Source organism: Roseibium sp. ROS1, from assembly GCF_054658215.1.
The window spans coordinates 1,524,371-1,544,574 of record NZ_BAAGIG010000001.1; the positions used below are offsets into that span (position 1 = coordinate 1,524,371).

Consider the following 20,204-nt stretch of genomic DNA (forward strand, 5'->3'; position numbering starts at 1 on the left):
CCTAAACGAAAAGCGCCGGGCGTTCGCGCCTGGCGCGTTTTTTTGGAGCTTTATCGTGCCTCACTGGCTTCAGTTGATGATCGATTCCCTGCCGACGCTTCTGTGGGCGGGGGTCAAGTTCACCATTCCGCTCACGCTGTTGTCCTTCGCACTGGGGCTCAGTCTTGGTCTGACCACGGCTGTCACACGCCTGTTCGCGCCGCTGCCGCTGGTGCTGGTCGCGCGCTTTTATGTCTGGGTCTTCCGGGGAACGCCGCTGCTGGTACAGCTCTTCGTGATCTTTTACGGTCTGCCCAGTATCGGAATTTTGCTGGATGCGTTTCCAGCCGCCCTGATCGGCTTTACGCTCAATGTCGGTGCCTATTCGTCGGAGATCATCCGGGCTGCCATTTCCTCCGTGCCGAAGGGACAGTGGGAAGCCGCGTTTTCCACCGGGATGACATGGCGCCAGGCGATGATGCGCACGATCCTGCCGCAAGCCGGGCGCGTGGCGGTGCCGCCGCTGTCGAATACTTTCATTTCGCTGGTCAAGGATACGTCTCTGGCCGCTGCCATCACGGTGCCGGAGCTGTTCCAGTCGGCGCAGCGCATCGTTGCCACCACATATGAACCGCTGATCCTCTACATCGAGGCTGCCCTGATCTATCTTGCCATGAGTTCCGTGCTTGCCTGGCTGCAGGAGCGGCTGGAAGTCCGGTTTGCGCGATATGGCGGCATGCTGGAGACCTCAAGATGATCGAGCTTGCCAATATCAAGAAAAAGTTCGGTGACGCGCTTATCCTCGACGAAATCTCGCTGCGTTTTCCCGAAGGCAGCGTAACGGCGCTTGTCGGCCCGTCGGGCGGCGGCAAGAGCACTTTGCTGCGCTGTATCAATCTGCTGGAGATACCGACCTCCGGCAGCGTTCAGGTCGGTGAACACACGATCACGTTCAAGCCGGGCGTTTCAGTGCCGCAGGCATCGGTTCAGAAGATCCGCTGCGAGACGGGCATGGTGTTCCAGAACTTTCAGCTCTTTCCGCACAGGACAGTGATCGAGAATGTGATGGAAGGCCTGCTGGTGGTTCAGAAATGGCCCCGTGAAAAGGCCCGGCAGCGGGCATTGGATCTGCTCGAAAAGGTCGGCATGTCGCACAAGACCGACGCCTGGCCGGCCAATCTTTCCGGCGGTCAGCAGCAGCGTGTTGCGATTGCCCGTGCTCTTGCACCTTCGCCCAAGGTGCTTCTATGCGACGAGCCGACTTCCGCGCTCGATCCGGAACTGGCCGGTGAGGTGGTCGACGTACTCGGTCAGCTTGCCCGGGAAGGGACCACCATGGTGATGGCGACACACGACCTGCGACTGGCATCGCAGATCGCAAATCATGTCGTCTTTCTGGAGGCCGGGCAGGTGGTGGAAACCGGAGATGCGGACGCGATCTTCCGTCATCCCGAGCGCGAGCGCACCCGCCGGTTTGTTTCCTCCATCAACGCCGCACAGACGCTCTAGGTCAGCACTCCCGCATTGCTCAGATGCGGGAGGTGGTGCAATTCGGCGTGTCACGCGAGGGCTGGGCTATTGCCCTTGCCCGGGCTCAAGACCGCGTAAGGCAGCTCACCTGACCTAAGGTGGCTCGTTCCATTTGTACTTATGGCCCCGCTCAGCGGATGCGAGGTGGTGCGCAGGTCGGCTCTCGTTTTTCTCCTGCGGGCCTAATTTCGACGAATACGGACCAATCAGTGTCGTATTTGTTTTGATCTCTTGCATGGCGCTTCGATTTCATATAAAGATATCTTTATATCGACATTGATGGCGAAGCGTATGACCGAAGAACAGACCCTGTCCGTTGACGATACCCTGGCCGCCCTGAGGGCTGTCGGCGAGGCGACGCGCCTGAGGCTGATTGCGCTTCTGGCGGAAAGCGAGCTGACGGTGAAGGATGCCACGGCGATCCTCGGACAGAGCCAGCCGCGCATCTCCCGTCATCTGAAGCTGCTTGCAGAAGCGGATCTCATTCAGCGGTTCCCGGAAGGGGCCTGGGTCTACTACCGGTTGGCGGATGGTCCTGAAGGCCAGCTTGCACGCGATCTTGTTGCCCGCATTTCCCTGGAAGACCCGGTGCTGGCGGCGGACCAGGAACGGTTCCGGGCGATCCGCAAGGCCAAGGCGGACGAGGCGGCTGCATATTTTGCAGCCCGCGCGCTCACCTGGGACCGGGAGCGTTCGCTGCATGTTTCCGAAGACGATGTCGAGAAGGCGATGCGCAAGGCACTGGGCGACAAGCCGTTCCAGTCGTTCCTCGACCTTGGCACCGGCACCGGCCGGTTGCTGGAAGTGTTTGCAGACCAGTATGCGACGGCACTTGGTGTCGATGCCTCGCATGACATGCTTGCCGTTGCCCGCGCGAACCTCGCCAAGGCCGGGCTTTCAAACGCCCAGGTGCGCCATGGCGATGTTTACGCACTGAATGTGCCGCCCCGGTCCTTCGATGTCGTGGCGATCCACCAGGTGCTGCACTTCCTTGAGGAACCGGCAAGGGCGCTCAACGAGGCTGCTCGCGCGCTGCGTCCCGGCGGTCGCCTGTTGATCATCGATTTTGCTCCGCATCAGCTGGAGTTCCTGCGCGAAAAACACGCGCATCGTCGCCTGGGCTTTGCCCATGACCAGATGGAGCGCTGGCTTGAGGCGCTTGAACTGGACCTGGAACAGGTCACCGATCTTGTTCCGGGAGACGGCAACGACACCAACCTTACCGTAACCCTTTGGCTTGCGCGTGACCGCCGAATTGTCACCGACCTGCCTGCCCGAGACACGTCCCGAGAGGTCGCCTAACATGACAACCTGTTCCAACCGCCGGTCTCACCAGGCCGCACCTTCGCCAATCTCGGCTTCGTTCGAATTTTTCCCGCCGAAGTCCGACAAGATGGCGGAGACGCTGTGGCAGACGGTTCAGCGGCTGGCGCCGCTCAGCCCGTCCTTTGTTTCCGTGACCTATGGTGCCGGCGGTTCCACCCGCGAGCGCACGCATCGCACTGTCGAGCGGATCCTGAAGGAAACCGACCTTGCACCGGCGGCACACCTGACCTGTGTCGGTGCGGCGCGCAGCGAAATCGATGCGATCGTCAAGGACTACTGGGATCTGGGCGTGCGTCATCTGGTGGCGCTGCGCGGTGACCCGCTCGACGGCATCGGCTCGCGTTACGTGCCGCATCCGGAGGGCTATGCCTATGCGACCGACCTGGTTGAAGGCGTCAAGAAGATCGCCAATTTCGATATTTCCGTCTCCGGCTATCCGGAAAGGCATCCGGAAAGCGGCAATTGGCAGAAAGAGATCGACAATCTGAAGCGCAAGGTCGACGCCGGTGCGGACCGGATCATTACCCAGTACTTCTTCGACAATGACCTGTTCGATGATTACCTCGACCGGATTGCGGCCGCCGGCATCAATATTCCGGTGATCCCGGGCATTCTGCCGATCCACAATTTCGAACAGACGATGGTGTTCTCCGCCAAGTGCGGCACCTCCATTCCGCAGTGGCTGGCTCGGCGTTTTGCCGGCCTGACCAACGATCCGGAAACCCGGAAGCTGGTTGGCGTTTCGGTTGCCTGCGAACAGGTGATGGACCTGGTCGACCGCGGCATCAACGACTTCCATTTCTACACCATGAACCGGGCCGACCTGACCTTTGCCATCTGCCACATGCTTGGCATGGGGCAGCCGGAAACCAAGGAAACCCTGGCGGCCTGAGGGAGGCGAGGCGGCCGGGCCGGGCGCAGAAACGAGCCAGTTGTTTTGGATTTAGAGCGGATGCCCCCTCTTGGCCCCTTACCCTTACCTGGGTGGGGCAGGGTTGGGGGTATCGGCGCAGCCGGGACACGCTGCTGTCATTCAGGACAGGAACGGCCGGAAACCAAGCGGGAAGCGGAGCGAGATGATCAAGTTAAGCACTGCCGATGCCATTGAATCGACCGCCTATGCGGTGTTGCGCGAGAAGGGCTTCGAGCTTCATGTCGTCGACATGGGCGCGGACAACAATCGTCTGATCGTCGCCACCGACAAGGACCACGAGTTCCGCGGGCATTCGGCCCTCGAAATTCTCGGGCTCCTGGCCGTTTATGAGGCACGCGGCGAAGACTGGCACCCGACCGAAGACGACGTTCACAGCCGCACCAAGTTCTGGGACGCTTCTTACAACGATACCGACCGGGACAGCTGACACGCAGTCCGGTTGCACAGTTAAATCACGCCGGCTTCCGCCGGCCAAACCAACAGAAATTTCCGGAAGGAAACCCCGTGATCAAGTCAGACGCCTTCGAGCGCCTCCGTGACCTCGCCAAGACCCGTATTCTCGTCCTTGACGGTGCCATGGGCACGGAAATCCAGCTTCTGAAACTGGATGAAGCGGCCTACCGCGGTGACCGCTTCAAGGACTGGCCGAGCGACATCAAGGGCAACAACGATCTGCTGAGCCTGACCCAGCCGGACGCGATCCGGAAGATCCATGTCGATTATCTGGAAGCCGGTGCCGACATTGTCGAGACCAACACCTTCTCCTCCACGACGATCGCTCAGGCCGACTACGGCATGGAAGAGCTGGCCTATGAGCTGAACTTCGAAAGCGCGAAACTCGCGCGTGAAGCCTGCGACAAGGTCACGGCACAGGATCCGTCCCGGCCGCGTTTCGTCGCCGGCGCGCTTGGACCGACCAACCGGACCGCGTCGATCTCGCCGGATGTGAACAATCCGGGCTACCGTGCTGTTTCCTTTGATGATCTGCGCATTGCCTATGCCGAAGCTACCCGCGGTCTCATTGCAGGTGGTGCCGATATCATCCTGGTGGAGACCATCTTCGACACGCTGAACGCCAAGGCGGCGCTGTTTGCCATTGACGAGGTCTTCGAAGAAACCGGCAAGATCCTGCCGGTGATGATTTCCGGTACGATCACCGATCTTTCGGGCCGGACGCTTTCCGGACAGACACCGGAAGCCTTCTGGAACTCCGTCCGTCACACCAGCCCGCTGACCATCGGTCTCAACTGCGCACTTGGCGCCAAGGAAATGCGTGCACATGTGGACGAGCTCGGCCGCGTCGCCGACACGCTTGTGTGCGCCTATCCGAACGCCGGCCTGCCGAACGAATTCGGTGAATATGACGAGAGCCCGGAACATATGGCCGGCCTGATCGAGGAATTCGCCTCGGCGGGTCTCGTCAACGTTGTTGGCGGCTGCTGTGGTACAACGCCTGCGCATATCAAGGCGATTGCGGACGCCGTTGCGGACAAGAAACCGCGCGAGATCCCGGACATCGACATTCACATGCGCCTGTCGGGCCTGGAGCCGTTCGTGGTGACGAAGGAGACCAACTTCGTCAACGTGGGCGAACGGACCAACGTGACCGGCTCGGCCAGGTTCCGCAAGCTGATCAAGGAGGGTGATTACCCAACCGCGCTCGAAGTTGCCCGTCAGCAGGTCGAAAACGGCGCGCAGATCATCGACATCAACATGGACGAAGGCCTGCTCGATTCCGAGGAAGCCATGGTCACCTTCCTGAACCTGGTGGCCGCCGAGCCGGACATCGCCAAGGTGCCGGTGATGATCGACAGTTCCAAGTGGACGGTCATCGAAGCGGGCCTCAAATGCATCCAGGGCAAGGGGGTCGTGAACTCCATCTCGATGAAGGAAGGCGAAGAGGAGTTCATCAAGCACGCGACACTGGTGCGCCGTTACGGTGCTGCCGTGGTGGTGATGGCGTTTGATGAAAGTGGACAGGCCGACACCTTCGAGCGCAAGACAGAGATCTGCGCGCGGTCCTACAAGATCCTGACCGAAAAGGTTGGCTTCCCGCCGGAAGACATCATTTTCGACCCGAACATCTTTGCCGTCGCCACAGGCATCGAGGAACACAACAACTACGGCGTCGACTTCATCGAGGCGACCGGCTGGATCCGCGAGAACCTGCCGCACGCCCATGTGTCAGGCGGCGTATCGAACCTGTCGTTCTCGTTCCGCGGCAACGAAGCCGTGCGCGAAGCGATGCACTCGGTGTTCCTCTATCATGCCATCAAGCGCGGCATGGACATGGGCATCGTGAATGCCGGTCAGCTTGCGGTCTATAATGATCTCGATCGCGAGCTGCGCGAGCTTTGCGAGGACGTTGTCCTCAATCGGCGGCAGGACAGCACCGACCGGTTGCTGGAAGCAGCCGAGCGCTGGAAAGGCGAGGGCGGCAAGAAAAAGGAAGCCGATCTCACCTGGCGTACCTGGGGTGTTGCCAAGCGCCTGGAACACGCGCTCGTTCACGGCATTGCCGATTACGTGGAAGAAGACACCGAAGAAGCCCGCCAGGCCTTCGACCGGCCGCTGCACGTGATCGAAGGCCCGCTGATGGACGGTATGAACGTCGTCGGCGATCTCTTCGGATCCGGGCAGATGTTCCTGCCGCAGGTGGTCAAGTCTGCCCGCGTCATGAAGAAGGCGGTCGCCTATCTGATGCCGTTCATGGAGAAGGAAAAGGAAGAGCTTGGCCAGACAGGTCATTCTTCCGCCGGCAAGATCCTGATGGCGACGGTCAAGGGCGATGTGCATGACATCGGCAAGAACATTGTCGGCGTCGTGCTCCAGTGCAACAACTTCGAGGTGATCGATCTCGGCGTCATGGTGCCGGCAGCGAAGATCCTCGATACCGCGCGTCAGGAAAAGGTCGACATGATCGGGCTGTCCGGCCTGATCACCCCGTCGCTGGACGAAATGTGCCACGTTGCCGCCGAGCTGGAACGTGAAGGGCTTGATGTGCCGCTGCTGATCGGCGGGGCGACCACCTCCAAGATCCATACAGCGGTGAAGATCCACCCGAACTATGCCCGCGGCCAGGCAATCTATGTCACCGATGCGGGCCGGGCTGTCGGTGTTGCCTCCAAGCTGATGAGCGAAGGTGGCCGCGCGCCTTACTATGCCGATGTGCGTGCCGAATATGCCGATATTGCCGAAAAGCATGCAGCCGGCCGGGGCTCTCAGCAGCGCACGTCGCTGAAAGCCGCACGGGACAATGCCTTCAAGGCCGACTTTAAGGGCAAACAGCCGGTTGCGCCGAAGAAGCCAGGCACCACTGTCTATGACGATTTTCCGCTGGAGGAACTGGTGCCGTTCATCGACTGGACGCCGTTCTTCTCCACCTGGGAGATCAAGGGCCGTTATCCGGCGGTACTGACCGACAATCGCTACGGCCCGGCGGCCAAGGCGCTTTTCGACGATGCCCGGCGGATGCTCGATGAAATCGTTGAAAAGAAGCTGCTGACGGCACGTGGTGTTGCAAGCCTGTGGCCGGCCAATGCGGTTGGTGACGATGTGCGTGTCTTCACCGATGAAAGCCGGAGCGAAACGCTGGCGACCTTCCACACGCTGCGCCAGCAGATGAGCCGGACTGCAGGTGGCCGCGCCAATATCGCCCTCAGCGATTTCGTTGCGCCCGAGGCCAGCGGCATTGCCGACTGGATTGGCGGATTTGCCGTTACCTCGGGTCATGGCGAGGACGAGCTGGCGGCGCGTTACGCCAGGGAGTCGGACGACTACAACAAGATCCTCTCCCAGGCCCTGGCAGACCGGCTGGCGGAAGCCTTTGCCGAGAAGCTGCACCAGATCGTACGCAAGGACATTTGGGGCTACGCCGCCGCCGAAGACCTGTCCATCGACGATATCATCTCGGAAAAATATCAGGGCATTCGTCCGGCACCGGGCTACCCGGCCCAGCCGGACCATACGGAAAAGGATACCCTGTTCCGGCTGCTCGATGCGGAACGCCTGACAGGCATTCAGCTGACAGAGAGCAGGGCCATGTTGCCGGGGTCTTCCGTTTCCGGGCTCTATTTCGGTCATGCCGACAGCCATTATTTCGGTGTCGGCAAGATCGAGAAGGACCAGGTGGAGGACTACGCCGCACGCAAAGGTTGGGATCTGGCCTACGCGGAACGCTGGCTGGCTCCGATTCTCAACTACGATCCGGCCCGGATGGTCGCTGCCGAGTAGGGTCCGCACCACCAGAACCGACTGGAAACAGATGGCCTCCCGCGTGTCGCACGCGGGAGGCCATTTATTTTCTCCAATGAATTAAATGACGTAAGGAAAATAACACAAATTTTTGAGAATATGCACACTGTGCACTCTTGTAATGTGCACGCAGTGCGCTAACATATGCTCTATCAGGTGAGCGCCGATAAAGGTTCTGCGCACACCAAAGGAGAAAAAAACATGACTGTGCAAATCGCTAGAATTTTGCTGGTTCAGCATCGCCAGGATTACAACCGGGATCGCCTTGCGTGGTTGCCGGCGCGGCTTTATCGCTCCTGGCGTGAAGCCCTTCCGAAGGTTCAGGAGACCATCCGGTCTCTTTGAGCTGGGCCCACCCCGAAATTGGCCCCAAGAAACAAGAACAAGATCACTGGGCGCCTCGTTTGCCCCTGGCGTCTGCCCACTTCCTTACAAAGCCCGGCTTCGGCCGGGTTTTTTGTTATCTGTGGATGAGCAGAAAAGGGGCGGGGGTGTTGCTCAGGCCACCGGAAACAGTTTCTTCAGTTCCGCTTCACCTTTCGGCGAAATATGAACGATGCGTCCCGCCGGTTCGCGGCGCAGCCAGCCGCTTTCGGTGAAGCGCGTGAGAAGAGCGGCCCCCAGACCTCCCGCCAGATGGTTGCGCCTTTCGCTCCAGTCCAGGCAGGCACGGCACATCGGGCGACGGCTTGCTGAGAGGGCACCCAGGTCAATGCCGATGCCTGAGACGAAACCTTCGCCATCTGCGGTCAGGGCGAGGCCGCCCTTGTCCGTCGAGACGGCAAGGAACCCGCGCTTCTGCAGGCTGTCGAAAATACGCACCGCCATATCGCCGGCCAGATGGTCGTAGCACACACGGGCGGCCCGCATCTGCGGGTCTCTGGGGCCGGTGCGCGTGCGCAGGTGGCCCTTGCGGGCGGCAAGGCCCATCACGGCTTCCAGCACGGCTCCAACCTCCGGGCCCGCGAGCGTGAAATAGCGATGCCGGCCCTGCTTGGCCTGGGTCAGCAAGCCGCCTTCCATCAGTTTCTTCAGGTGCGAGCTGGCAGTCTGGCCGGTGATGCCGGCTTCGGTTGCCAGTTCCGTCGCCGTCAGGGCCTTGCCGCTTAACAGCGCGCTCAGGATGTTGGCGCGGGCCGGGTCACCCATCAAGGCGCCGATGCGGGCAATGTCCGGTCCATCCTTCATGGGATCTCCTCCATGGTTCGATCTGTGTCGAAGCATTGCAGACATGGACCGTGGCACACAAGTGCAATCGACACAGCCTTGAAGGAGACCTTGGTGATTACCTGTTTCATCCGCTATCACATCGACCCGACGAAGAAAGCCGCCTTTGAGCAATACGCGCGAAACTGGGGGCAGGCGATCCCGCGTTGCGGTGCGGATCTGATCGGCTATTTCGCACCCCACGAAGGCTCGACGACGCTGGCTTACGGTGTTTATTCCATCGAGAACCTTGCGGCGTATGAAGCCTACCGGGCACGGCTTGCCGCGGACCCGTTGGGGCAGGAGAACTATGCTTTTGCCATGAAGGAAAAATTCATCTTGCGGGAAGACCGCACGTTTCTGAAACTGGCCTCTGCACCGCATGGCATGGGAGAGAAACTCAAATGATTGCCGTCATCTTCGAAGTGATCCCGCATGCGGACAAGAAACAGGCTTATCTCGACATGGCTGCCGAGATGAAGCCCCTGGTCGAACAGATCGACGGGTTCCTGTCCGTCGAGCGATTCCAGAGCCTCACCAATCCGGAGAAATTACTGTCGGTCTCCTTCTTTCGCGACGAAGCCGCGCTGAATGAATGGCGGCAGCTCACGCAGCATCGCAAGGCGCAGCGTGCCGGACGGAACAGCTATTTCAACGATTACCGTTTGCGGGTGGCGCAGGTGCTGCGCGACTATGGCATGGACGAGCGCGACGAGGCTCCCGCCGACAGCCGCGACGTGAACGGTTAAGCCGGCAGCCATGCAAAACAGATCCATCGAACTGGCGCTTTTGGGCGTGCTCGCCCTGCTGTGGGGCTCATCCTACATGTGGATCAGCCTGGCGCTGCCATCGTTTCCGCCTGCGACGCTGATTGCCATCCGTGTGTCTCTTGCTGCGCTGGCGCTGCTGGCCATCATGGCTGCAAGGGGCATTCGCATGCCGCTGGACAGGCAAAACTGGAAGCAGTTCTTCATCCAGTCCCTGGTCAACAGCACAGGACCCTGGCTGATGCTGGCCTGGGGCCAGCAATATGCCGGGACGGCTGTCTCCAGCGTTCTGAATTCAACCTCGCCGCTCTGGGTCTTCGCCTTTTCGTTCCTGCTGCTGAACCATGGCGAAAGGCCAGGTGCACGGCAACTCACCGGCGCCTTGTTCGGCTTTGCCGGTATCGTGCTGATCGTCGGTGTCGGTGCGCTTGAGGATATCGGCAGGAACCTTGTGCCGCAGCTTGTCGTCCTATTCGGGGCTGCGCTCTATGGCATCGCGGCCCTGCGCGGCCGTGTCTTTGCGGGATTGCCGCCCATAGTGCCGGCTGCGGGAACGCTCATCTGCGCATCGGTTGTGCTGGTCCCGGCAAGCCTCATCGTCGACCAGCCCTGGCAGTTGACGCCGGATACGACAGGCATCGTTGCTGCGCTGACGCTCTCGCTCGCGTGCACCGCGCTGGCATTTCTGATCTATTTCCGTCTGCTGTCGACCCTTGGGGCAATGGGAACGGCCAGTCAGGCCTATCTGCGCTCAGGCGTAGGTGTCTTTCTCGGTGTCGTGTTCCTGTCGGAGACGCTGGATCTGGAGACCTTTGCCGGAATTTGCCTTGCCATTTTCGGTGTTGTTCTGATCAACTGGCCACGTGCGGTGAAGCGTCAAGACGTTTCGGCTCCAGTATCTGCCGCCAAGTAAGAGGGCATTCGGCCGGCAGGAAACTGGGCGGCCCGATCCGTGCGCATGGTGGCAGAGACTTGCGAGGAGGTGTCCATGAGTGTCCTGACCGTATTCGAGGCCGGTTCCAGGCCATCGCGACGTGCAAATCCGGATTATTTCACTGGAACGGTCTGGCAGGACCCGGTGATCGAGGCGCCCGCGCCAGCGCGAGTGCGCGCATTGCGGGTGACGTTCGAACCGGGAGCACGTACTCACTGGCATACCCATCCGCTTGGGCAGACCCTTCAGATACTGGAAGGGGCAGGTTTTGTGCATCTGTGGGGGCAGGAGAAACTGTCGATACTGCCAGGTGATGTCATCTGGATCCCGCCTGGCGTCAAACATTGGCATGGCGCCGGACCGAACACGTCTCTTGTCCATCTGGCCATACAGGAAGAACAGGACGGTGCGACGGCGGAGTGGCTCGAACCGGTCGATGAGGCCACTTACGCCGGTGGCCTTCAGGCAAGGCGTTGAGCACCCGGTGCCGAAGTTGCCCCGGCTCCTCTCGGCGAACGCCTTGCGTTCATCCGCGGCACGGGTGCCGGAGCATATTGTGCTTGCTGGCAGACTCTGGTCAAAAGGACCCATCCATTCATGAAGTGATTGCCCGATGAACATTGCCATTGTCGGGGCCGGGATCGGAGGACTGGCCACAGCCATTCTTCTGGAGCGTCTGGGCCACCGGATTTCCCTGTTTGAACAATTCCGCAAACCGGTTCCCATCGGTTCGGGCTTGATGATCCAGCCTGTCGGGCTTGAAGTCCTGGAACTGGCTGGTGTCGCGGATGTAGTGCAGAAGCACGCAACGCCGATCAAGCGTGTGCTTGGCAGGTCATCGCAAACCGGCAGACGGGTTCTTGACGTGGACTATGGCGCAGTCCCGGGGCTTGGTATCCACCGGGCCGCGCTGTTTTCCGCGCTTTATGAAAAGGTGCTGACCCGTGCGCTTTACTGGCACACGGATTGCCGGATCACCGGTCACCAGGACGGGAAACTGCGTTTCGCCGATGGCAGCTTTTCCGAGGCCTTCGACCTGATCGTCGATGCGTCGGGCGCAAATTCGGTTCTGTCGCCGCTGAAAGCACGCGCACTGTCGTTCGGTGCGATCTGGGGAACTGTCGACTGGGTTTCCGGCGGTCTGCCCGAGGATCATCTGTCCCAGCGCTATCGCGGTGCAGACCACATGATTGGTGTGTTGCCTGTCGGTCTCATGCCGGGACAGGACCGGCGGAAGGCCGCGTTCTTCTGGTCACTTCGCCACGACGCTTATGAAGACTGGCTCAAGGGCGGGCTGGCAGCCTGGAAGGACACGGCGCTGTCGATCTGGCCCGATGCCGGACCCTTTCTGGAGCAGATCACGGATCAGGAGCAAATGACCATGGCGCGCTACAGCCATGGCACCTTGCGCCAGCCCTGGGGTGACAGGATTGCCTTTGTCGGTGATGCCGCCCACCGGGCGAGCCCGCAGCTCGGGCAGGGCGCGAACATGGCTCTGCTGGACGCTGCCGCCCTGGCAAAATCTTTGGAGACCCTGCCACTTCACCAGGCTCTCCCTGCCTACGGCAAGGCCAGACGTTGGCATGTCGGTGTCTATCAGGCGTTCAGTGCGATGTTCACGCCGGCCTATCAAAGTGACAGCAGGTTGCTGCCCTTTTTGCGCGACAATGTGCTGTTTCCTGTCAGCCGGATCCCCCCCGTTCCATCGGTGCTGTCGCATCTGATATCGGGAACGCTTGTGCCACGCGGTATTTGATCCAGTCTATTTGCCCGCCCCGAGCGGCAATCTGACGTCGGCCTGAAGACCGCCTTCCGGACGGTTCTTCAACTCGATCCGGCCGCCATGTGCATGGATGATCGAACGGGTGATCGCCAGACCCAGACCGATGCCGCCTGTTTCTTCGCTGCGGGATTCTTCAAGCCTGACAAAGGGTTCGAAGACGTCCTTCAACTTTTCCTCAGGAATGCCAGGACCCTTGTCGATGATGCGGATGATGGCTTCGCCGGCGGATCTGGCCGCGTGGACCGAGACGCCGTCTCCGTAGCGGATCCCGTTCTCTATCAGGTTCCTCAGGGCCCGTTTCAAGGCCACCGGACGGCAAGGAAGCACGATGCGTTCTTCCGTTTCGACGGTACATTTATGGCCAAGGTCCTGCTGGTCGCCTGCAAGTGCCTCCAGGATCGCACCAAGATCGGCGTTTTCCGCTGTTTCCGCCTGGGCGTCGTCCCTGGCGAAACGCAGCGCAGCTTCCGTCATTGCGGCCATTTCTTCCAGGGTTTCGATCATCTTGTCGCGGTTTTCCTCGTCCTCGATGAACTCGGCCCGCAGGCGCAGCGAAGTTATCGGGGTTCTGAGATCGTGACTGATGGCGGCCAGCATCCGTGTGCGGTCCCTGACAAACCGTGTCAGGCGGTCCTGCATGTCGTTGAAGGCGTTCGTCAGCGAGCGGACTTCGCTCGGACCGCTGGGTGTCAGTGGCTTCTGTTGTTCGCCGCGGCCGAACTTCTCGGCAGCCACGGACAGTTCCTTCAAGGGCCGGGTTACGCGGCGGACGGCAAATCCGATAATGAGGACCATCAGCAGGGCGGTAATCGACAGCTGCACGACCAGGGGCAGAAAATCGCCGGCTGGCGGGCGATAGCTGGTGGCGACATTCAGCCAGCGCCCGTCACTCATCTGGATAGACAGCGACAGGTCTTCCGGCTTGTTCATGATCTTGCGCAGTTTCGAAGGGCGTTCGTGCCGCGGTTCGTCGCGCCACTTCGGATGGTCATCGTCGTCTGCCTCGCGGCCACGCGGTCCACGTTTTTCGTCGGCAAGAATGTTGAGATGCACAGTCTGGCCGTGTTCCAGCCTTTCGGCCATGTAGCCCTGCAGGCGTTTTTCGAAACGCGAGTTGCCGGGCGCCGGTGCCAGCGGCTTGTCGCCAAGCCAGAACACTGCGAACCGGCTGCTGCTGGCCACAAGGATCCTGTCCTGCAGGTTTGCAGGTGTATCTTCCATCAGCTCCGCCAGGGAAACAGCGCGCGACAGAAGGTTGTCACGGGCCGCCGCCACGAGCGCGATGCGCCGCTCGTCCTGGAAGATCCAGATGCTGAAGGCCTGTGCCGCGACGATGGCTGCGAGCAGCAGAATGATCAGCTGCGAGGCGAGGGTGCTCGGCCAGAGACGGGACAGGATCGGGCGGGGCGTCGGACGTGTCGTCATTCGGCCGTGTCTCTTACTTCCGCGGTGAACATGTAGCCGCCGCCCCAGACGGTCTTGATGAGTTTGGGGTCTTTCGGATCGATCTCGATCTTGCGGCGCAGACGGGAGACCTGGTTGTCGATGGACCTGTCGAAGACGGCGGGTGTCCGACCGGTTGTCAGGTCCATCAGCTGATCGCGGTTCAGCACCATTTTCGGACGTTTGAGGAAGGCGCACAGCAACTGGAATTCACCGCTGGAAAGGGCCACGGAAGTCCCTTCCGGGTCCAGAAGCTCTCGACGCGAGACATTCAGCGACCAGCCGTCGAAATGAAGCCTGTCGTGCTCGATCGGATCGCGTTCCTTCGGCACAAGCGATGTACGGCGCAGAACCGCGCGAATGCGCGCGAGCAGTTCGCGGGGGTTGAAGGGCTTAGTAACATAATCGTCGGCACCGATTTCCAGACCGATCACCCGGTCTGTGTCGTCTGCCATCGCGGTCAGCAGGATCACGGGCATGGAGCCGGTTTCCACCAGATGACGGCACAGGGACAGTCCGTCCTCGCCCGGCATCATGATATCCAGCACGACAAGATCGATGGACGCTGCCTTTAGGGTCTTGCGCGCCTGTGCGGCATTTTCCGCCACGGTTGCGCGCAGTCCGTTCTTGACGAGGTAGCGCGCAAGGGTTTCGCGGATGTCGCGGTGATCGTCCACCACCAGGATATGCGGGCTCGGATCGCTCAAGTGTCTCTCCAATCTGGCCTGCCGGGAATGGTCTCAAACCGGCCGGGCGCTGTGATCCTACTGTTTCTAAGGTAAAAATAGTCTCCGAAACGCGCTTGCGCGACCGGAACTTGTAACAAAGTGTGTCGCAGTGCCCATCCGGGACAGATGGCGACACTTCGGGCCCATTCGGACGGTATTCCTGCGACAATTGCTGCCTACCTTCAGCTCATCAACGAACCAAGGAGTTGTTGGAATGAAACCGTTCAAGAAGATTGCAATTGCCGCCCTGGCTGCGAGCGTCGCGGGTACCGCGCTGACGGCCGGCCTGTCCGCTTCCGCCCAGAACGCGACTGCAAACCAGGACGGGGGGCAACAAATTCAGCAGACCGACGGACAGCGTGTCGCGCTTATGGATGGGCGCGGTGGTCCGGGATACGGCTTCGGCCGGGGTCATGGCATGCGCGGTGGCAAGGAACGCGCCGAGCGGCTGTTCGAACGTTTCGATGTCAATGAAGACGGTGTCATCACCAAGGCTGAAATCGAGGAAGTCCGGACGCAGGAGTTCACATCGGCCGATGCAGATGGCAACGGCGAGATCAGTCTGGAGGAATTCAAGGCCGAATTTCTCACCCGCTCGAATGACCGCATGGTCAGGGCATTTCAGTTCCTCGACCGTGACGGCGATGGCACTGTAACCCAGGAAGAAGCGGATTTTCTCGCCAACCGCATGTTCAACATGCTGGATCGTGACGGCAACGGAACCGTTGAACGTGTTCGCGGTCCGCGTGGCCCTATGGCCGACGATGACGACGATGATCGTGGCCCGCGCGGCGAAAGAGCAGAGCGGGGTGAGCGCGGAGAGCGAGCAGAGCGTGGCGGCCGTGGTGAGCACGGCTGGCGCGGTGGTCCGCAAATGAGACAAGGCGGACACCACATGGGTCGTGGTGGTCACGGCGGCCCGGGAGGCATGTTCCTGGGCATGTTCGATACCGATGCGGACGGCAAGGTGAGCCGCGAGGAATTCGATGCAAGGCGCGGTGAATTGTTTGCTCTGGCCGACACCGACGGCAACGGCTCGTTCACGCTTCAGGATTTCGGTCCGCTGTGGCTTTCGATCAACGAGAACCGGGTGGTCGACATGTTCCAGCGTGCCGATGCCGACGGCAGCCTCGGGATCACCGCGGAAGAACAGAGCAAACACCAGGACCGCATGCTGGAGCGCGCCGACCGCAACAACGACGGCGTGATCACCAAGGCGGACTTCAAGGGTGGCCGGAAAGGTGGCCATGGTCCGGACAAGGGCCACGGCTGGAAGAAAGGTCACGGCCATGGTGATGGCGAAGGTCGTGGTCAGGGTCAAGGTCAAGGTCAGGGATGGGGTAAACACCACCGCGGCTGATCTGGCGCAGAACACCTGAAAAACTCCGGCCGATCACACCGGCCGGAGCCGTTTCCCACCCCCGGCGGCCCACCCCGCGCACGGGAAACGGATAAGGGAGCCGTCCCTCGCGGCTCCCTTTTTTTGTCGGTTCGGTTTTAGGGTAACTTCAAGAAATTTCGGCAATAGTCGTTCCGGTTTTCAAGGGGGACAGCATGGCCAAACCGACGTTGAATGAATTCGTGACTGCCAGAATAGCAGCGGGACATCTCAGTGAGGATGATGTCATCAACGTGCGCCGCTACGTTTACGGCGATATGGCTGTGTCCGTTGAAGAGGGCGAGGCTCTTTTTCGGCTGAACAATGCCGACATCACCTATCACGGCACCTGGTACGAACTTTTTCCCGAAGCCATCCTCGATATCCTGGTGCATCAGGCAAAACCCGAGGGCTATGTATCCGAGGACAAGGCTGCCTGGCTGGTCACCCAGATCATGGCGGACGGTCATATCTGTGGCAAAACCGAACTGGACGCCGTGCTGCATGTGCTGGAAAAAGCCCGCGAAGCACCGGAAAGTCTCGAACAGTTTGCACTGCGGGCTGTGGCGGACAGCGTGATTTCGGGGAAAGGTCCGACGCGCTCGGGCCTGGACCTCAAGCCCGGCGTCATTGCCGAGGCTGAAGTGGAGCTGCTGCGCCGGGTGCTCTATGCCGGTGCCGGCAGTCGCGGCGTTGCCATTTCGAAGGCTGAAGCCGAGGTACTGTTCGATCTCAACGACGCGACAATAGAGGCGGAAAATGCTCCCGGCTGGTCGGAGCTCTTTGCCAAGGCGGTTGCCAATTACATGATGGCGATGTCCGGTTTCACGCCACCCTCCCGCAAGATTGCCCTCGAGCGTGAAAACTGGCTGGAACAGCCCGGCGGATTTGAAGGTGGGCTCGGCGGTTTTTTCAAGAAGATGTTCAGCGGTGGTGTCGGCGGTATTCGTGACGCCTATGGCGACACGCCTGACCCGTTCACCGCCCGCGGAAACGAGATGCTTGCGGAGATTGCCGCCAATGAGGTGGTGACGGAAGACGAAGCCAGCTGGCTGGTGGAGCGCATTGGCCGCGACGGTATCCTGCATGAAAACGAGAAGGCCCTGCTGCGGTTCATCCGGGAAGAAAGCCCGAACATTCATCCCTCTCTCCGGCCATTGCTGGAGAAAGTTTGACCGGGTACCAGGCCGGCCAACGTTTTTTTGTTCCATCCCGGCTTCTTGGCACGTCGTCAATATTGCAAGGATGCCGCGGTCCGGTTACCTGAAGGTTGTCGAAAAAGGCGTGACCGGTTGGGCCTGTCGCCCGGGTAAGCCCCGGTCCCTTCACACGTGAAGGCTTTGTTCGGCCAGGCGGCATAAACGCCGTCCGGCAAGAACCCCCGACTGTGGCGGCGGAGATGCCGTCCCTTCGCGTTTGCGAAGTCGAGGGAGCATGTCATGACGATCCCATTTGAAACGCAGGGTTCCACGCGCCCGATCGGGTACTGGATCCGCTCTGCCGATAAATGTCTTACCAAGGCGATCGAGGCCATCCAGTCTGACCTGGGGCTTGAGCGAGCCGACTGGCAGGTGCTCAATACGCTTGCCGAAAGTGCAGCAGGAATGCCGTTTGGCCGGCTGAGACAGACCTTTGATCCCATGCTGGAGGTAAGGGACCTGCACAAGGTTCTGATCAGTCTTGCAGACCGGCGGCTTCTTCGGTCCGAGGAAGATTTCTGGCGGCTTACGGACAAGGGCAGGGACGTCCACAGAAGCGCGATGGAACGCCAAACCGCCTTGCGGAGAAAGGCGATGCAGGGAATCTCCGAGGCTGATTACAGCCTTGTGGTGAATGTTCTGGCCAGGCTCGTCAGCAATTGCCACAGGCCAGAAGACACTTGAAAGGAGACGCGAACCTCTGCAAGTTGCCGTCGCCAATGGCCAAACGGCCAGCCGAACCAGATGGAGCCGGACATGACGCAAGAGACTTTTTCACTCAAGGGGACATGCCGTTGTGGCCACACGAGCTTCGAGGTTTCCGCGCCGCCGCTGATCACCTGTGCCTGCCATTGCAGAGGGTGCCAGCAAATGAGTTCCAGCGCCTATTCCCTGACTGCGATCATGCCGGCGCCCGCGTTCAAGGTGACCGAAGGTACGCCGGTCAAAGGGGGATTGCAGGGACCTGAGGCGGATCATTACTTCTGCCCGGACTGCAAGACCTGGATGTTCACGCGTATTCCCGGGTACGACGAAATCGTCAATGTCCGCTCGGTCCTGCTCGACGACCTCCACTGGACAGAACCTTTCATGGAAACAATGACTGCCAGCAAGTTGCCTTGGGCGGAAACGCCTGCCAGGCACCGTTATGAAGGCTTTCCGCCGCCGGAAGACTTCATGAAGCTGATGGGCGAATTCGCCGCCCACCAGCTGGCAACCAGATAGCAGGTCGGCCAGGTCAGATTTCCTCGGCAACGTCGATCCGGTTGCCGTCCGGATCGGCGAAGACGAAGGCTCTGAGGCCGTAGTCCTTGTTCCGGAGGCGCTTGACGATGCGCAAACCATGGTGCTCGCAGGCCCGGCAGGCGGCGTCCGCGTCGGACACTATGATGTGGGCCTGATTGAATGGCGGAGCCCGGTAACCTTTCTGGAGTGTCAGGTGCAATTCGGCATCGTCCTTCTTCAGGATCAGAAAGCCAACCGGACTGCCGTTTTCGAACACTTTTTCCAGGCCGAAGATTTCCCGGTAGAGTGTACGGGAACGTTCAATATCGCTGACGCCCAGTGTTGCGGCGATGCGGCCGAGCCGCAGCTGCGAGGAAGTGTCGGTGGTCATGGCTTACCCTTCTGTTTTCAATGACGGACAGCAAGGCAACCGGTCGGTGCCGGTGAGAACCCGCTTATCCGCAATCTCAGGGCGGTGCCTGTGGGGGAACGGCTTCCGTTCAAGCGGAAGCCGAACGGTTTTCTAGTCGAGGCCGTAAATGCCGGCAATGTCCTGAAGCATCAGCTTTGCAGCCAGAATGCCACCGGCGGTGTTCCAGATCGCATCGCTGACCTGATGCACCTTGCCCGCCTTGACGGCGGACAGGGACTGCCACAACGGATCGGCAAGCACTTCTTCTTCCAGAGACGTGCCTTTGCCATCGCCCGTGTCATAGGTGAAATAGAAGATCCGGTCGCCGTCCATATCCGGAATGCTCTCCTTGCCGGTGCGGATGGCAAATTCTTCCACATTCTGGTTCGCCGGCCGGTGAAAGCCGATGTCTTTCAAAAGCACACCGGAGAAACTGTCGAGCTGATAGATGCGGATCTGGCCGGGCACGAAACGGATCACGGAAACTTCCTCGTTGAGGTGGTCACCAAGTTTCTCGCGAAGGTCTGCGACTGAAGCATCGTAATCGGCGACGGCTGCATCCGCTTCCTGCTCCTTGCCGAGTGCTTCGGCATAGAGGCGGAAGTTGATTTTCCAGTCACCACGAAGCTCCTTGGACATGACGGTCGGGGCGATTGCAGTCAGCTGCGGATAGATTTCCTCGTGCCGCTGCTTGTTTGCCAGGATCAGGTCGGGCTCCAGAGCCGCGATCAGTTCCAGGTTCACCGCGCTTTCCTTGCCGACAGGTTCTGCTCCGTCCATGGCATCGGAAATATGGTCCCACCAGGGATCGCCATTCCAGGAATTGGCCGCGCCCACCGGCGTCACGCCCAGTGCCAGCAGCGCTTCCGTGCCTTCATTGGTAAGGACGACAATCCGTTTCGGGGCGTCCGGAACCGTGACGGTGCCCATGCTGTCGGTGACATCGCGAGCAATCGCAGGGGCCGATGCCAGCATTGCAAACAGCGGCAGGGCGCACAGCAGGCGTGACCAGATCTTCATTAGAATGACTCCAAAAAGTTGAATATTTGCCTCCAGTATTAAACCCGTGTATGGACGGGCCGTTGATTTGTCAATCGGAGGGGAGAG

21 protein-coding genes are annotated in these 20,204 nt (G+C 60.3%); 16 read left to right on the forward strand and 5 right to left on the reverse strand.

The annotated features are described in order from the left end of the window. The first annotated feature begins 55 nt into the window (after window positions 1-55). The 7 genes from ACYQ6M_RS06935 (at window position 56) to ACYQ6M_RS06965 (ending at window position 8,368) form a co-directional block, all read left to right on the forward strand. Window positions 56-736 (forward strand): amino acid ABC transporter permease, encoded by a 681-nt coding sequence (locus tag ACYQ6M_RS06935; RefSeq protein ID WP_031269252.1) that lies wholly within the window; start codon window positions 56-58, stop codon window positions 734-736. Next, the gene (locus ACYQ6M_RS06940) at window positions 733-1,488 is read left to right on the forward strand and encodes an amino acid ABC transporter ATP-binding protein (RefSeq protein WP_460072904.1); all 756 of its coding nucleotides are present in this window, start codon (window positions 733-735) and stop codon (window positions 1,486-1,488) included. Before ACYQ6M_RS06935 ends, ACYQ6M_RS06940 begins: the two co-directional genes overlap by 4 nt. 312 nt (window positions 1,489-1,800) lie before the next feature. Next, window positions 1,801-2,811 carry an ArsR/SmtB family transcription factor gene (locus ACYQ6M_RS06945; protein ID WP_031269253.1) on the forward strand — a complete coding sequence of 337 codons (1,011 nt, stop codon included), beginning with the start codon at window positions 1,801-1,803 and terminating at the stop codon, window positions 2,809-2,811. 1 nt (window position 2,812) lies between these two features. Further along, window positions 2,813-3,727, forward strand: coding sequence for a methylenetetrahydrofolate reductase [NAD(P)H] (metF, locus tag ACYQ6M_RS06950; RefSeq protein ID WP_460072907.1), 915 nt, complete (start codon window positions 2,813-2,815; stop codon window positions 3,725-3,727). 184 nt (window positions 3,728-3,911) lie between these two features. After that, window positions 3,912-4,196, forward strand: coding sequence for a hypothetical protein (locus ACYQ6M_RS06955; protein WP_077292563.1), 285 nt, complete (start codon window positions 3,912-3,914; stop codon window positions 4,194-4,196). Window positions 4,197-4,273: 77 nt separating this feature from the next. Then, window positions 4,274-8,002, forward strand: a complete 3,729-nt coding sequence (metH, locus tag ACYQ6M_RS06960) for a methionine synthase (RefSeq protein ID WP_228872563.1) — start codon at window positions 4,274-4,276, stop codon at window positions 8,000-8,002. 222 nt (window positions 8,003-8,224) lie between these two features. Then, on the forward strand, window positions 8,225-8,368 hold the full coding sequence (locus ACYQ6M_RS06965; protein WP_156912470.1) for a hypothetical protein: 144 nt from the start codon (window positions 8,225-8,227) through the stop codon (window positions 8,366-8,368). A gap of 153 nt (window positions 8,369-8,521) precedes the next feature. Here ACYQ6M_RS06965 and ACYQ6M_RS06970 read toward each other — a convergent pair whose 3' ends face one another. Beyond that, window positions 8,522-9,211: an ArsR/SmtB family transcription factor gene (locus ACYQ6M_RS06970; RefSeq protein ID WP_460072910.1), complete on the reverse strand. Its 690-nt coding sequence runs from the start codon at window positions 9,209-9,211 to the stop codon at window positions 8,522-8,524. Window positions 9,212-9,304: 93 nt separating this feature from the next. Here ACYQ6M_RS06970 and ACYQ6M_RS06975 point away from each other — a divergent pair, with 93 nt between their 5' ends. The 5 genes from ACYQ6M_RS06975 (at window position 9,305) to ACYQ6M_RS06995 (ending at window position 12,686) form a co-directional block, all read left to right on the forward strand. After that, window positions 9,305-9,637, forward strand: coding sequence for an NIPSNAP family protein (locus ACYQ6M_RS06975; RefSeq protein ID WP_055656646.1), 333 nt, complete (start codon window positions 9,305-9,307; stop codon window positions 9,635-9,637). Then, window positions 9,634-9,978 (forward strand): antibiotic biosynthesis monooxygenase family protein, encoded by a 345-nt coding sequence (locus ACYQ6M_RS06980; RefSeq protein WP_209169503.1) that lies wholly within the window; start codon window positions 9,634-9,636, stop codon window positions 9,976-9,978. The genes ACYQ6M_RS06975 and ACYQ6M_RS06980 overlap by 4 nt, the downstream gene beginning before the upstream one ends. A gap of 10 nt (window positions 9,979-9,988) precedes the next feature. After that, window positions 9,989-10,909 (forward strand): DMT family transporter, encoded by a 921-nt coding sequence (locus ACYQ6M_RS06985; protein ID WP_460072913.1) that lies wholly within the window; start codon window positions 9,989-9,991, stop codon window positions 10,907-10,909. A 75-nt stretch (window positions 10,910-10,984) separates the two neighbouring features. Continuing rightward, complete coding sequence (locus ACYQ6M_RS06990) at window positions 10,985-11,407, forward strand: (R)-mandelonitrile lyase (protein ID WP_023000917.1); 423 nt, start codon at window positions 10,985-10,987, stop codon at window positions 11,405-11,407. A 136-nt stretch (window positions 11,408-11,543) separates the two neighbouring features. Then, window positions 11,544-12,686 (forward strand): FAD-dependent oxidoreductase, encoded by a 1,143-nt coding sequence (locus ACYQ6M_RS06995; RefSeq protein ID WP_460072915.1) that lies wholly within the window; start codon window positions 11,544-11,546, stop codon window positions 12,684-12,686. A gap of 6 nt (window positions 12,687-12,692) precedes the next feature. Here ACYQ6M_RS06995 and ACYQ6M_RS07000 read toward each other — a convergent pair whose 3' ends face one another. Both ACYQ6M_RS07000 and ACYQ6M_RS07005 read right to left on the reverse strand, forming a co-directional pair. Continuing rightward, a complete protein-coding gene (locus tag ACYQ6M_RS07000) occupies window positions 12,693-14,138 on the reverse strand; it encodes an ATP-binding protein (RefSeq protein ID WP_460072917.1) in 1,446 nt (481 codons plus the stop codon). Next, window positions 14,135-14,863, reverse strand: a complete 729-nt coding sequence (locus tag ACYQ6M_RS07005) for a response regulator (protein WP_023000920.1) — start codon at window positions 14,861-14,863, stop codon at window positions 14,135-14,137. The genes ACYQ6M_RS07000 and ACYQ6M_RS07005 overlap by 4 nt, the downstream gene beginning before the upstream one ends. A 235-nt stretch (window positions 14,864-15,098) precedes the next feature. On the opposite strand from ACYQ6M_RS07005, the gene ACYQ6M_RS07010 reads away from it, so the two are divergent. The 4 genes from ACYQ6M_RS07010 (at window position 15,099) to ACYQ6M_RS07025 (ending at window position 18,685) form a co-directional block, all read left to right on the forward strand. Further along, the gene (locus tag ACYQ6M_RS07010) at window positions 15,099-16,244 is read left to right on the forward strand and encodes an EF-hand domain-containing protein (RefSeq protein WP_460072919.1); all 1,146 of its coding nucleotides are present in this window, start codon (window positions 15,099-15,101) and stop codon (window positions 16,242-16,244) included. Between the two features lie 194 nt (window positions 16,245-16,438). Further along, on the forward strand, window positions 16,439-17,437 hold the full coding sequence (locus ACYQ6M_RS07015; RefSeq protein ID WP_460072921.1) for a hypothetical protein: 999 nt from the start codon (window positions 16,439-16,441) through the stop codon (window positions 17,435-17,437). A gap of 264 nt (window positions 17,438-17,701) precedes the next feature. After that, a complete protein-coding gene (locus ACYQ6M_RS07020; RefSeq protein ID WP_168684131.1) occupies window positions 17,702-18,145 on the forward strand; it encodes a MarR family winged helix-turn-helix transcriptional regulator in 444 nt (147 codons plus the stop codon). Between the two features lie 72 nt (window positions 18,146-18,217). Further along, on the forward strand, window positions 18,218-18,685 hold the full coding sequence (locus tag ACYQ6M_RS07025; RefSeq protein WP_031269258.1) for a GFA family protein: 468 nt from the start codon (window positions 18,218-18,220) through the stop codon (window positions 18,683-18,685). 13 nt (window positions 18,686-18,698) lie between these two features. Here ACYQ6M_RS07025 and ACYQ6M_RS07030 read toward each other — a convergent pair whose 3' ends face one another. Both ACYQ6M_RS07030 and ACYQ6M_RS07035 read right to left on the reverse strand, forming a co-directional pair. Continuing rightward, window positions 18,699-19,076: a VOC family protein gene (locus ACYQ6M_RS07030; RefSeq protein WP_460072924.1), complete on the reverse strand. Its 378-nt coding sequence runs from the start codon at window positions 19,074-19,076 to the stop codon at window positions 18,699-18,701. A gap of 132 nt (window positions 19,077-19,208) precedes the next feature. Further along, entirely contained in the window at window positions 19,209-20,117 is a 909-nt protein-coding gene (locus tag ACYQ6M_RS07035; protein WP_460072926.1) for an ABC transporter substrate-binding protein, read from the reverse strand. Window positions 20,118-20,204: the final 87 nt, after the last annotated feature.

What these genes read in the sequence shown, in the direction of transcription:
- ACYQ6M_RS06940 (WP_460072904.1), top strand. Translation starts at nt 733, where the DNA reads ATGATCGAGCTTGCCAATATCAAGAAAAAGTTCGGTGACGCGCTTATC.
- ACYQ6M_RS06945 (WP_031269253.1), top strand. Translation starts at nt 1,801, where the DNA reads ATGACCGAAGAACAGACCCTGTCCGTTGACGATACCCTGGCCGCCCTG.
- metF (WP_460072907.1), top strand. Translation starts at nt 2,813, where the DNA reads ATGACAACCTGTTCCAACCGCCGGTCTCACCAGGCCGCACCTTCGCCA.
- ACYQ6M_RS06955 (WP_077292563.1), top strand. Translation starts at nt 3,912, where the DNA reads ATGATCAAGTTAAGCACTGCCGATGCCATTGAATCGACCGCCTATGCG.
- ACYQ6M_RS06965 (WP_156912470.1), top strand. Translation starts at nt 8,225, where the DNA reads ATGACTGTGCAAATCGCTAGAATTTTGCTGGTTCAGCATCGCCAGGAT.
- ACYQ6M_RS06970 (WP_460072910.1), bottom strand. Translation starts at nt 9,211, where the DNA reads ATGAAGGATGGACCGGACATTGCCCGCATCGGCGCCTTGATGGGTGAC.
- ACYQ6M_RS06980 (WP_209169503.1), top strand. Translation starts at nt 9,634, where the DNA reads ATGATTGCCGTCATCTTCGAAGTGATCCCGCATGCGGACAAGAAACAG.
- ACYQ6M_RS06985 (WP_460072913.1), top strand. Translation starts at nt 9,989, where the DNA reads ATGCAAAACAGATCCATCGAACTGGCGCTTTTGGGCGTGCTCGCCCTG.
- ACYQ6M_RS06990 (WP_023000917.1), top strand. Translation starts at nt 10,985, where the DNA reads ATGAGTGTCCTGACCGTATTCGAGGCCGGTTCCAGGCCATCGCGACGT.
- ACYQ6M_RS06995 (WP_460072915.1), top strand. Translation starts at nt 11,544, where the DNA reads ATGAACATTGCCATTGTCGGGGCCGGGATCGGAGGACTGGCCACAGCC.
- ACYQ6M_RS07000 (WP_460072917.1), bottom strand. Translation starts at nt 14,138, where the DNA reads ATGACGACACGTCCGACGCCCCGCCCGATCCTGTCCCGTCTCTGGCCG.
- ACYQ6M_RS07010 (WP_460072919.1), top strand. Translation starts at nt 15,099, where the DNA reads ATGAAACCGTTCAAGAAGATTGCAATTGCCGCCCTGGCTGCGAGCGTC.
- ACYQ6M_RS07015 (WP_460072921.1), top strand. Translation starts at nt 16,439, where the DNA reads ATGGCCAAACCGACGTTGAATGAATTCGTGACTGCCAGAATAGCAGCG.
- ACYQ6M_RS07020 (WP_168684131.1), top strand. Translation starts at nt 17,702, where the DNA reads ATGACGATCCCATTTGAAACGCAGGGTTCCACGCGCCCGATCGGGTAC.
- ACYQ6M_RS07025 (WP_031269258.1), top strand. Translation starts at nt 18,218, where the DNA reads ATGACGCAAGAGACTTTTTCACTCAAGGGGACATGCCGTTGTGGCCAC.
- ACYQ6M_RS07030 (WP_460072924.1), bottom strand. Translation starts at nt 19,076, where the DNA reads ATGACCACCGACACTTCCTCGCAGCTGCGGCTCGGCCGCATCGCCGCA.
- ACYQ6M_RS07035 (WP_460072926.1), bottom strand. Translation starts at nt 20,117, where the DNA reads ATGAAGATCTGGTCACGCCTGCTGTGCGCCCTGCCGCTGTTTGCAATG.